The organism is Bacillus cereus group sp. BfR-BA-01492, from assembly GCF_022662815.1.
In the GTDB taxonomy this organism is placed as follows: Bacteria; Bacillota; Bacilli; order Bacillales; family Bacillaceae_G; genus Bacillus_A; species Bacillus_A cereus_BD.
In genome coordinates this window covers 106,583-118,812 of record NZ_JAKUEH010000010.1, presented here as the reverse complement: position 1 = coordinate 118,812, position 12,230 = coordinate 106,583, and the positions used below count along the sequence as shown (strand labels likewise).

Sequence of the window (12,230 nt, the reverse complement as noted above, 5' to 3'; positions counted from 1 at the left end):
AGATTAATGAACGAACAATATTATGATGCGGTATTCAATATAAAAACAGTAGGAGAACAAAAAGGATTCAATAAATCTTTACATTACCATCGCTATGAACCAACGCCATATAGTGGTTTAGATGAGTTATTGAATCAATACGAAATCAAAAGTAGTGATCGAGTTGTAGATTTTGGGTGCGGCAAAGGGCGATTGAACTTTTATATGCATCATAAGTGCGGTGCTTCGGCAGTTGGAATTGAAATGAATGAAGAGTTCTATAAAGAAGCGATGGATAATCGTGATCGTTATGCAAAAAAATCGAAGAATGGTAAGGGTAAAATTGAGTTTCAATGTTGCTTAGCACAAGAATATGTAATTAATCCGCGTGATAATCGCTTTTATTTCTTTAATCCATTTTCTGTGCAAGTGTTTATGAATGTCGTAAATAACATATTACTTTCAGTGGAGGAAGTAGAGAGAAACGTAGATATTATTTTGTATTATCCGTCCGAGGATTATATCTTTTTCCTAGAGAATCAGACAGCATTTGAGCTGAAGATGGAAGTGAGGTTACCGGGAGCTTACGAGAAGAATGGGAATGAGAGGTTTTTAGTTTATAGATTAGCATGATAAAGAAAGCAGGAGCCAAAGGCACCTGCTTTTGTAAAACTTGATTAGTTACGGATTAAGTAATCAAATGCACCTAAAGCTGCATTTGCTCCTGAACCCATAGAAATAATAATTTGTTTGTACGGATTATTTGTACAGTCACCTGCAGCAAACACTCCTGGTACGTTTGTAGCACCGTGTTTATCAATTACGATTTCACCGCGAACACGTTCAACAGTGTCTCCTAACCAGTCTGTGTTTGGTACAAGACCGATTTGAACGAATACACCTTGAAGTTCGATATGATGAACTTCTTCTGTTTCGCGATCGATGTAAGAAATACCATTTACTGTGTCAGTACCAGTAATTTCTTTTGTTTGAACGTTTTTCAGAACAGTTACGTTAGGTAAGCTGTAAAGACGTTCTTGCAAGACAGCATCAGCTTTTAATTCTGGCATGAATTCAAGAACAGTTACGTGTTTTACGATACCTGCTAAGTCGATTGCTGCTTCAATACCAGAGTTACCGCCGCCGATAACTGCTACGTGTTTACCAGCAAATAGTGGACCGTCACAGTGAGGGCAGTATGCTACACCTTTGTTTTTGAACTCAGCTTCACCTGGTACGCCAACATTGCGCCAGCGAGCACCTGTTGAAATGATTACGCTCTTACTTTTTAGAACGGCACCATTTTCAAGTTCCACTTCAATAAGTTCTTTCTTCTCTAGGCGTTTTGCACGTTGTAATTTCATTACATCGATATCGTAATCTTTTACGTGCTCTTCAAGGCTTGCTACTAGCTTAGGACCTTCAGTGCGTTTTACGCTGATGAAGTTTTCAATGCCTAGTGTATCCATTACTTGACCGCCGAAGCGTTCCGCAACGATACCTGTGCGGATGCCTTTACGTGCTGCATAAATTGCTGCACTTGCACCAGCTGGGCCACCGCCAACAACAAGAACATCGTATGGATCTTTATCAGAGAATTCTGATGCATCAGGACCGTTACCCATTTTAGCTAAAATTTCTTCAAGTGTCATACGACCACTTCCGAAAGATTCGCCATTTAAGTAAACAGTTGGTACTGCCATGATATCTTTGCTTTCTACTTCTTCTTTGAATGCAGCGCCGTCAATCATAGTATGTGTAATACTAGGGTTTAGAACGCTCATTACGTTAAGAGCTTGAACAACATCAGGACAGTTGTGACAGCTTAAGCTGATATAAGATTCAAAATGATATTCACCTTGAATATTTTTTATTTGATCGATTACTTTTTGTTCAACTTTTGGAGCACGTCCACTTACTTGAAGTAATGCTAACACTAATGAAGTAAATTCGTGTCCTAAAGGAATACCAGCGAAAGTTATGCCAGTTTCTTCGCCGATACGATTTACACTAAAGCTTGGTGTTCTCTCAAGTTGTGCTTTTTCTACTTTAATCTTAGATGACATAGCAGTTAATTCATCAACTAGAGCTAACATATCTTTAGAAACATCATCGTCTCCTGTGCTAACTTTAAGTAAGATGTCGTTTTCCATTAATTGAAGGTATTGGGATAGTTGTGCTTTTATATCTGCATCTAGTATCATTTTGATCGCTCTCCTTAGATTTTACCTACAAGGTCAAGGCTTGGTTTAAGTGTTTCAGAGCCTTCTTTCCATTTTGCTGGGCAAACTTCGCCTGGGTTGTTACGAACGTATTGTGCTGCTTTAATTTTGTTAATAAGGATGCTTGCATCGCGACCAATACCGTCAGCATTGATTTCTACAGATTGGATAATGCCATCTGGATCGATGATGAATGTAGCGCGAGCTGCGTGTCCTTCTTCTTCAACTAATACGTCGAAGTTGCTAGTGATTGTGCGAGTTGGGTCACCAATCATAATGTATTCGATTTTACCAATAGCTTCTGAGCTATCATGCCATGCTTTATGTGTGAAGTGAGTATCTGTAGATACAGAGTATACTTCAACACCTAGTTCTTTAAGAGCTGCATATTGGTCTTGTAAGTCTTCAAGTTCAGTTGGGCAAACGAATGTGAAGTCTGCTGGGTAGAAGCAAACTACGCTCCATTTTCCTTTTAAACTTTCGTCAGTAACTTGGATGAATTCTCCATTATGATAAGCATTTGCTTTAAACGGTTTTACTTCTGTGCCGATTAATAACATATAACATTTCCTCCTAATTATAAGTTTTGAGCAACATAAACTAGTGTGCTCAGAAAATAAAGTTTTTAATTAACAATAATAATTCTAATTCGATATTAATTATCATATAAAAGCTGTTATTTTGTCAAGAGAAATGTACAACTTTATTGAAATTAATTATCAATTACTTTTGGAATATAAAGTTCTTTCTCTTAACGTAACTATGATAGTAGTAAAATCGAATTCTTCCTTTAACTCTATTATAGTAAAAAGAATGAAAAATAACCTTAATTAGAATTTGAATATTGTTTGAAATTTCACGCCATTTTTGTGTGGAGGAAGATTTATCTAATCATACTATTTTGCGAACAGCTTTGATTCAGCATCAAATGTTTCCTAACCTTACAGAAGATATAACGACTTTTATAGTAAATACGCTATTGTTAACATCTGATGTGGTTATGAATCATAAAAATAAGAAGGAACTTGTCAAACGTTATATGAATCCTGAGTTGTGTGAGATAATAGAGGATCCTGTGCATTCTGAGCCATTTACAGATCAACATAAACATTTTATATGCAATTGATAAAGTGTTTATCCCGCATTAACGGGCAGTAAGACTCCCACCTCAAGATTCAGAGAAAAGCAAGGAAGATAGGTGGGAGATCAACTGCCCGTAACAGCCCGATTGGTGAGGGCTAATAATCCGTGGGGGATGAAGAAAACCCCCCACGGATTAAAGTTTCACTTTATTTCAAGTAAAGCATTAAGTTTTCATGAAGGATTGACAGATAAAGCAATCAATGAAGGGGAAGCAAACTAAGCGATGCTTCATAAATCTAACGAGATTCATACAAAACTTGCTTGCTATGAAGTGAATGCATAACAAAAGGTATTACAGATGAAGTAGGGGCGCTCACGCTGTTACAGAGAGTGTGTATGACAAGTGATTAAGAATATGGAACACTAGCGATTATAGCGAAATAGTTTTAGGGGGATGTATATTTTTATGTGAAAAATAATTAAGAAGGCAATATAAAAAAGAAGAAATCAACTGAAGTTATTAAATTTTTTTACAAAAAATAAATTATTTGTAGAAATATATAGATTTTATAATGTAATATAGAGTATTTTAGTAATTACGAACGAAATAAAGTTTATAGATGATAAGGAGGAAGTTTTGTTTAAAAAGTGCTTATTTATATTTTTGTTTATAATAATTTCGATAGGAGGCTATATAGCGTATAATCATTATTTTTATCATGATACGAGTTCGAAAGTTAGTAGAGAGAGTCGAAAGATTCTAAGTATTGTTTCTAACGCTACAGATGAAATTGCAAAAGGTGTTCCTGTTCGGAGTGAACGAGGACCAATTTCTAGAAAAGATCATGAATTCATTTTAAGTTTTTTTCGAAATTATGAGAAATTGTTATCGGATGAGATTGATCCTAAGAAACATGGATATACAGAGTCTGAGCAACAGTTGGTCAAGTATACAATAAAACTTTTTACAACATATAATATAATGAATCAGCAGTTTATTCATGGGGATATGTCGTTTGCTTCTACAATTATGAAAAGCCTCTATGAGGACTTAGATAAGGCTCCTATGTATTTATATCTTGAATCTCAAGGTGAGCTGAAAAAGGAACAAAAGAAACAAGAGGAGCGGATCACATCAGTTGAAAAGGGGCAGGAGAAAGAAAACTTCTCAGAAAATAAATATAAAATAGAGGAGTCTACTAAGGAACAAGTATCAGAAGATGAAATTCGAGCTTTTATGGAGAAATATGCAGATGCTGGTATGAAAGCAATTAAGGAAAACGACTTCTCGTACATAAAGAGTTTTTTAGATCCGCAAGGAAAAGCGTACCGAGAAAGTCAAAAATATATGAAATATATAAATGATAAAAATATCTCAGAGACGTTGCTAACCTATCAAGTGAACGGTATTAAATCAATTAACAAAGCAGAATATGTAGTAACTGCTTATGAAGAATATGGAATTACATATGATGATGGGACAACAAAAATTAAAAGCTTTAACAATACGTATAAAATTAAAGTATTAGAAAATGGAAGGTTAGCAATGAATGAGCTTTTGACGAAACATTAATGGAAGATAGAGTATATAAATAAGGAAACGACATTCATAATAAATTCGAATTTGTTAGATTTATTCGATTTCTTGTAGCTTTTCTAATAATCTTGTTGAACGTATTGATGTTTATAAGCATGAATAGAGAAGAAATCCCCTAAGAACACTTTATTCTTAGGGGATTTTTATATAATTTACTTTGGACTTTTAAATAGTAAATATATAAAATAAGGAGCACCAATTAAAGCAACAACGATACCTGCAGGAATTCCGCTAGGCTCGACGATATGACGACCGATTGTATCAGCTAATAACAGGAGCCAGCCTCCAATTAAAATGGCTACGGGGACAAACATTTGATGTTTAGGTCCTACTAATGATTTTGCGATATGCGGGGCCATAAGACCGATAAAAGCAATGCCTCCTGTAACTGAAACGGCAGCGGCAGCCAATGCCACAGCTGCTAGGAGAAGAGAGCGGCGTTCTTTTTCGAGTTCGATTCCAACGCCGATTGCGACTGGTTCGTTTAAGGCTAGGATATTAAGCCGATTTGCTTTATATAAGATGAATGGGATGAGTATAGCTAACCATGGAAGAATTGCTAATACGAAGACCCAATCGTCTCCCCATATATTTCCGGCAATCCACTTTGCAATAAAGTCCACTTTCACACGCTCGGCAGATGAAATAATGACGATCATTGTTCCTGAGAGCGCGAATGAAAATCCAATCCCTGTTAATGTTAAGTGAATCGGCTGAAGCCCAGTCGTTTTTCGATAAGAAAAACTATAGATGAGACAAGCGGTCAAAAAAGCTCCGATAAATCCGACAACAGGAAGTAAGTAGACAAAGGAACCTGCATCGATTGGAAAATATAAAAAGAAAATCGCAATTGTAACGCCGGCACCTGAGTTAATCCCAATAATCCCTGGTTCCGCTAAATCATTTCGGGTAATTCCTTGCAGTATAGCTCCAGATAGCGAAAGTGCCATTCCTGCTAATAGTGTAATCGTAATTCTAGGTAACCGAAGGGAGAATAGAACAAATTCCTCTTTAAAGGTTCCTTGTCCAAACAATGTTGGAAAGAGTCTATCATAGGAAAGAGAAGCTGCTCCGAGTCCCATATTAATTGTAATCGTCGTGATAATAAGAATGAGTAAGGCAAGTATAATAAGGCGTTGTTTTCTTATCATAGTTTGAATCATGAGAACGCTCGGCCTCCTTTACGTACAATGAATAAGAAGAATGGCAGCCCAACAATAGCGACAATGGCAACAAGTGGCGTTTCATATGGAGCATTCATTGTACGACCGATTGTATCTGCAAGTAGCATAAAAGAAGCCCCGGCAAGCGCAGACATCGGAATGACAAATCGATAGTCCGGTCCAACGATTGGGCGTACCATATGAGGTACCATAAGGCCGATGAATGCCATATTGCCAACGAGTGCAACGGAAGCTCCGGCAAGTAAAATGATGATAATAAAAAGGATTATTTTAATTACAATGATTTTTTGACCGAGTCCAATCGCAACTTCCTCACTTAGACTGAGGACTGTTAACTTCTTTGAAAGTAAGATAGCAATAAATATGTTGATTGAAATGACAGGAATAATGAGCTGCAATTGGCTCCACGTTGTTCCAATTACGCCTCCAGCCGTCCACATTGATACGTCTTGAGAAATCTTAAAATAAATTCCAATCCCTTCTGAAACTGCAATTAAAAATGCGGACACTGCTGCACCAGCAAGTACGATTCGAAGCGGAGAAAGTCCGCCCTGTTTCATCATTCCGATTCCAAAAACCATAATGGCACCGATTGCTGCTCCGATAAAACAAGCAATCATGATATAAAAGTAGTTTGCAGAAGGAATAAATGCAATCGTAATGGCAAGAGCTGCATTAGCACCACCTGTTAGTCCAAGGATACCTGGATCAGCAAGAGGATTTCGAGTTAACCCTTGCATAATGGCACCCGAAACCGCGAGTCCAGCCCCGACAAAAATGGCTGCAATTTCACGTGGTAGGCGAAGTTCCCGAATAAGGGAGAGCTTTTCACCTTGAGCTGAAGAAGTAAGTGCTAGCCAGACATCTTTTATCGTTGTATCTGCAGCACCGAATACCATCGAAGCCATAAAAATAAGAAGAAATACAATGATTCCTAATATAAATTTGTATATAAAGGAGGTGGAACGTAGATTATTTTTTGTCATCAGTTTCACATCTTTTCTTTTCATAGAATAAAGGAAGAGGAATTCTTATTGTAAGAATTCCTCATTGTTGTATTATTGACCAAGAAAACTTTTTTGAAGAAATCTAATTGGAAATCTAGTGTAAGTGGATCATTAAAGTAGAATTCCATCATATTGACTTCATATGCTCTATTATTTTTCACAGCTGGAATGTTTTTATATGATTCTGTTTCTTGGAATGAATTATCAGCATCTTTATTTTTACTTACGATTAAGTAATCTCCAGCATACTCAGGAAGAACCTCAGTAGATAAGGCGTAATAGCCTGGTTTTAATGCTTTTTCTTTTACTTTTTCAGGCATTTTTAGTTTCATTTCTTGGTATAGAATTTCTGTTCCACGGCCCCAGTTCTCGCCGTACACATAAATTTGTTTATTGAAGTTTTCAATAACAGAAACAGTTGCGTCTTCTCCGATTTTCGCTTTAATATCTTTCCCTACTGTTTGTGCACGTTTTTTGAAATCATCAACCCAAGCTTTTGCTTCTTTTTCTTTATTTAGTAATTTACCGATTTCTATATGCTGAGTTAAGTAATCTACTTTTCCATACGTGAATGTTACAGTCGGAGCGATTTTCTTTAATTTATCAACGTTTTTAATATTTGATAAACCAATGATTAAATCAGGATTCAATTCGATAATTTTCTCGATGTTTTCATCAGATACTTCCGCAACATCTGCTAACTTTTTTTGAAAACGTGGGTTTTGCTTAGACCATGAATCAACTCCAACAAGGTTTACGCCTAACGACATGACGTTACCTGTAAATGATGATAAAACAACGACACGCTTCGGATTTGCAGGAACTTCAACCTTACCATTTTCAGATTGGTATGTAATTGTTTCAGACTTGTTTTCTTTTGTCTCGTTCTTCTTGTTTGATGAGCTGTTGCTACAAGCACTCATAACTAGAACGAATAAAGCTGTTAATGAAATAAATAATTTCTTCATGTTATATTCTCCTTATGAAAATTTTAGTGATATATGTTAGTACGAAAGAAAGAATGACTAAAATAGTTTTAAAATTAGCAATTCTTTACATATTGATAATGATTATCAATGTCGATTCTGTAAATAATATAATGTTATCTCTTTACCTTGTCAATAGTAATTTTGATTGTAAATCTAATGGAAACAAGTTATATTTTATTGAGAATGATAATCATTTGATTATAACTGAGGAGTGAACATGAATGAATAAAGAAGAATTATTTGATGTAACTGTAATTGGTGGGGGACCTGCAGGGCTTTATTCAGCGTTTTATAGTGGATTACGAGAAATGAAAACAAAAATAATTGAATTTCAACCACATTTAGGTGGGAAAATACATGTTTATCCTGAAAAAATGATTTGGGATATTGGAGGATTGCCACCAGTTACAGGGGCAAAATTAATTGAGCAACTTGTAGAACAAGGATTAACATTCCATCCAGAAGTAGTCTTAAATGAAAAAGTAGAATCGATTACCCGCGACGAATATGGAATGTTTCTATTAACAACTTCTTCTGGGCAACAACATTTTTCGAAGACTGTTATTGTAGCGACAGGAAGCGGAATACTGAAACCACAAAAATTAACGATTGAAGGTGCTGAAAGATTTGAAGTAACGAATTTAAATTATACAGTAAAATCTTTGAAACATTTTAAGGATAAAACAGTTATTGTTTCAGGTGGAGGGAACTCAGCGATTGATTGGGCAAATGAACTGGAACAGCTTGCGAGAAAGGTATATGTAACATATAGAAAAGATGCGTTATCTGGCCATGAAGCACAGATTACACAATTGATAAACAGCTCGGTTTCTTGCTTGTTCAATACATCTATTACAAAACTAATTGCAGGAGAAAATCATGAAGCAATTGAACGCGTGGAATTGACGAATCATGCAACAGGAGAAATTTCCTATTTATCGATTGATGAAGTTATTATCAACCATGGTTACGAACGTGATATGACATTATTAGAGAATAGCGAATTGAACATTGAAATGATTGATAATTATTTCATTGCGGGAAATGCAAACAGTGAATCTTCTATACCAGGTCTATATGCTGCTGGAGATATTTTAAAACATGATGGGAAGTTGCATTTAATTGCAGGGGCATTTCACGATGCCGGTAATGCTGTTAATAAAGCAAAACAGTTTATCCAGCCAGATGCAAGCGAATATGGAATGGTCTCTTCACATAATGATGTGTTTAAAAAACGCAATCGAGAATTAATGAAGCAAATGATAGAATAAATGGCCTTGGGAGTAAGGGAAGATAGGGAATAGGAAATTCCTCATCATTTCTGTTTTTGAAGGAAAAGTAAAGGGAAGATTTTTTAGTATATCATGGAAAGTATGAGCAATAATATTAGTCTAGGAAAGTATGAAACACCCAGTTACAAACCCACTTATATATAGAAAGGGGAAGTAATTTGGGTGTTTTCCTATTTGCTATCATAACTATGACACCGGTTTCATAAATTCACGTCGTATAACGATATTTGAAATAGACAAGAAGACGTGCAACTTATGAATCCTTCTAGTGCATATATAGTATGAGCTTATATTATATGTGCTTGAAAACACGAAATCAGGCAGTCCCTTGTGCTTTTTGATCAGGGAAATTCCAATTTTGTACAGATGAAATGTATTGTTTTCCATGTTTTCTAGCTACAGATTCTAATATGTGACGAACACGTTTTGTTAAGTGGCCTTGTTTTTGTAATGCTTCGCAATATGCATCATAGAAGGCATATTTAGCCCAAAGAAAATCATCTTGCTGGTATAAGAAATGGTTTTTATACCAATCTCCAATGGTTTGATATGTCTTATTTTTATCGGTCATTTTTGCTCGTTCCATAATTCTTTTTGGTAAAGCTTTAGATAGATAAGAACCTGTCTGTTCTGTTTCGGCGCGTAATGATTGCTCTAACATAGTAATGATGTGACGAGTAGCCATATGTTAACTCTCCTTTGTGTCAATGGGTAATACCATCTATATTTGTAAAAAAGCTTACTTATATTATTATACAGTATATGGAATGCATCTACCTGCTTTTTGCTACGTATTTACTAAATCTTTTTAAATTATTTACAAAAGTATCCTATAATAAAGTAAGATAAATGATAGATATGAAAAATAAATAAAGGAATGAAAAAAATGTATATAACGATAGAAGAGGCTGCTGAGTATTTAAACCTCCCGAAGTCATATATTGAAGAATTAGTTCGGCAAAAGCGGATCCGTGCTGTATATGATGGGGAACAGTACTTGTTAAATAAAGAGCAGTTTAATACACATTTAGAGCAGATGGAAAAATATAAACAATTAATCGAAGAAATATTAAATGAACCAATTCCTGAAGATATGGATGTGAAAGACGAAGATTAAAATGAATAGTAAATGCTATTTAAAATTCTGTTTGAAGGTATTTGAAACAGAATTTTTTTTTGAAATGATGAGTATGATTCATGTTAATTTACTGTCTGGATTCGTTAACGAAAACCGAGGTAGTCTAGCATCCCAAAAGGGCATAGTGCATAGTGTTTTGCCCTATTCAGTGAGAATGGAACCATTTTATATACAGACGGTCTGTTGTATAATCAAGTAAAGTGGATGTAGTGTAATAATAAAGAGGTTATTTAAAGGGCAGCGATTGTTCTGAAAGCAACTTCATCATTATAATATAAAGAGTTAGTAAATATAATGAGGTTTGGGGACAAATTAAGAGGAGTATTTACTATGAACAAATTGAAAAGCTTGATGCAAGAGGAAAGAGAAGCTTTAAAAGTATTTTTATTATTATTCTATATTATATTCTTTTTATATGACATTATATACTTTTTTGTATATCCTACAATGAATATAAACGAAGCGAAGGTAGGATGGCCCGAAGGTGGGCTAGGAATTGGCGTGCATATTTTTGTTATTTTATTATTTCCTATTTCTATATATTTACAAAGACGGGGATATACATATTTTATAAAGTATTTATTTCTAATGGGGTATATGGCTGTAGACTTTATTAATAACTTAATGATTTATTTGAAAACAGATCGGGGATTTGATAACGGAAATATGGTTGAAATATTTTTCGTTTTATTCGCGCCAGTGTTTGTGAATAAAAGATATTTTTATTTAGTTTCTGCACTCGTAATTGGAAAATATACATTTTTTTGTTTGTTTTTACAAGATGGGAAAGTTATTATTCCGCTCGTTTTATGTATCTTTTTCTGTTTGATTTCACATTCTTTACTAAAAAGATTTCAATCGTATGTTAGAACTGTACTAGAAATCTTGAGTCGTGTGAAGCAGACAGAAAATTTAGCTTTAATCGGAACGATGTCTACAACAATTGCACATGAAATTCGCAATCCTTTAACAGCTTTAAAAGGTTTTACTCAAATTCAAAAAGAGCGGAATCCAGATGAAGCGATCAGTTATGAGATTATGTTAAAGGAAATTGAACGAATTAACGAATTTGTGAATGAGTTAATGATATTAGGAAAGCCAAAATCAAAAGAATATACATGTTGTAATATACAAGATATTTTAATATATGTTGTTCGATTAATGGAAAGTTATGCAGACCAATATCATGTGAAGATTCATATGCAATTAAATAGGGAATTACCAAAAGTCAATGGAGATGAAAAGCAATTAAAACAAGTATTGTTGAATATTGTTAAAAATGGGATTGAGTCCATGAAGGAGGGCGGTAATCTTAAAATTTCTGCTCAGGCAAACATGAAAGGTAAGTTATCCTTGTTTATTGAGGATCAAGGATGTGGGATAAATGAGGAAGAAATGAAAAAGCTCGGTAAAGCATTTTATACAACAAAAGAAAATGGAACGGGTCTTGGATTAATCATTACACATAAGATTATTCAGGAGCATCAAGGAAGTATGAATATAAAAAGTAGCATTGGTGCAGGTACAAAGGTAGAACTAACGTTACCAACAGTATAAAATGCCTTTATATTGTGCCTCATGATTTGTTTCTAGATATTGTATAATAATTTTAAAGATGACATAACCACATATCTTTAGGACAAGAGCACTTTTCTGAAAAGTGCTCTTGTTGTGTAAATATAAACATTTTATAAAATGTATTAGAGTACTTTTTTTTATAAAATACTTCGTTTATAATG

General features: G+C 34.7%; 12 protein-coding genes and 1 pseudogene. 7 read left to right on the top strand and 6 right to left on the bottom strand.

The window, feature by feature from the left end; all coding sequences use genetic code 11:
* Positions 1-6 precede the first annotated feature (6 nt).
* Positions 7-612 (top strand): class I SAM-dependent methyltransferase, encoded by a 606-nt coding sequence (locus MR063_RS14070; RefSeq protein ID WP_242198693.1) that lies wholly within the window; start codon positions 7-9, stop codon positions 610-612.
* 44 nt (positions 613-656) lie between these two features.
* Here the strand turns inward: MR063_RS14070 and ahpF are convergent, their stop codons facing one another.
* A complete protein-coding gene (gene ahpF / locus MR063_RS14065) occupies positions 657-2,183 on the bottom strand; it encodes an alkyl hydroperoxide reductase subunit F (protein ID WP_242198690.1) in 1,527 nt (508 codons plus the stop codon).
* Between the two features lie 14 nt (positions 2,184-2,197).
* Positions 2,198-2,761, bottom strand: coding sequence for an alkyl hydroperoxide reductase subunit C (gene ahpC, locus MR063_RS14060; protein ID WP_242144344.1), 564 nt, complete (start codon positions 2,759-2,761; stop codon positions 2,198-2,200).
* A 308-nt stretch (positions 2,762-3,069) separates the two neighbouring features.
* On the opposite strand from ahpC, the pseudogene MR063_RS14055 reads away from it, so the two are divergent.
* The 3 genes and pseudogenes from MR063_RS14055 to MR063_RS14045 all read left to right on the top strand — a co-directional run.
* A pseudogene (locus tag MR063_RS14055) lies at positions 3,070-3,309 on the top strand (S-methyl-5-thioribose kinase); the annotation flags it as partial.
* A 90-nt stretch (positions 3,310-3,399) separates the two neighbouring features.
* Positions 3,400-3,564 (top strand): hypothetical protein, encoded by a 165-nt coding sequence (locus MR063_RS14050; protein WP_242198688.1) that lies wholly within the window; start codon positions 3,400-3,402, stop codon positions 3,562-3,564.
* Between the two features lie 384 nt (positions 3,565-3,948).
* Positions 3,949-4,857, top strand: coding sequence for a TcaA NTF2-like domain-containing protein (locus MR063_RS14045; RefSeq protein WP_242198685.1), 909 nt, complete (start codon positions 3,949-3,951; stop codon positions 4,855-4,857).
* A gap of 176 nt (positions 4,858-5,033) precedes the next feature.
* On the opposite strand, the gene MR063_RS14040 is transcribed toward MR063_RS14045, so the two are convergent.
* The 3 genes from MR063_RS14040 to MR063_RS14030 are packed head-to-tail and all read right to left on the bottom strand — an operon-like array spanning position 5,034 to position 8,040.
* Positions 5,034-6,044, bottom strand: a complete 1,011-nt coding sequence (locus tag MR063_RS14040) for a FecCD family ABC transporter permease (protein ID WP_242198683.1) — start codon at positions 6,042-6,044, stop codon at positions 5,034-5,036.
* Positions 6,041-7,075, bottom strand: a complete 1,035-nt coding sequence (locus MR063_RS14035) for a FecCD family ABC transporter permease (protein WP_242198680.1) — start codon at positions 7,073-7,075, stop codon at positions 6,041-6,043. The genes MR063_RS14040 and MR063_RS14035 overlap by 4 nt, the downstream gene beginning before the upstream one ends.
* Complete coding sequence (locus tag MR063_RS14030; RefSeq protein WP_242198677.1) at positions 7,072-8,040, bottom strand: iron-hydroxamate ABC transporter substrate-binding protein; 969 nt, start codon at positions 8,038-8,040, stop codon at positions 7,072-7,074. Before MR063_RS14030 ends, MR063_RS14035 begins: the two co-directional genes overlap by 4 nt.
* A gap of 242 nt (positions 8,041-8,282) precedes the next feature.
* Between MR063_RS14030 and MR063_RS14025 the strand changes: the two genes are divergently transcribed.
* Positions 8,283-9,332 carry an NAD(P)/FAD-dependent oxidoreductase gene (locus MR063_RS14025; RefSeq protein ID WP_242198674.1) on the top strand — a complete coding sequence of 350 codons (1,050 nt, stop codon included), beginning with the start codon at positions 8,283-8,285 and terminating at the stop codon, positions 9,330-9,332.
* Positions 9,333-9,669: 337 nt separating this feature from the next.
* Here the strand turns inward: MR063_RS14025 and MR063_RS14020 are convergent, their stop codons facing one another.
* Positions 9,670-10,038, bottom strand: a complete 369-nt coding sequence (locus tag MR063_RS14020; protein WP_242144351.1) for a hypothetical protein — start codon at positions 10,036-10,038, stop codon at positions 9,670-9,672.
* A 201-nt stretch (positions 10,039-10,239) separates the two neighbouring features.
* Between MR063_RS14020 and MR063_RS14015 the strand changes: the two genes are divergently transcribed.
* Together MR063_RS14015 and MR063_RS14010 are read left to right on the top strand one after the other, a co-directional pair.
* A complete protein-coding gene (locus tag MR063_RS14015; protein ID WP_242144459.1) occupies positions 10,240-10,470 on the top strand; it encodes a helix-turn-helix domain-containing protein in 231 nt (76 codons plus the stop codon).
* A 351-nt stretch (positions 10,471-10,821) separates the two neighbouring features.
* The gene (locus MR063_RS14010; protein WP_242144352.1) at positions 10,822-12,048 is read left to right on the top strand and encodes an ATP-binding protein; all 1,227 of its coding nucleotides are present in this window, start codon (positions 10,822-10,824) and stop codon (positions 12,046-12,048) included.
* Positions 12,049-12,230 lie beyond the last annotated feature (182 nt).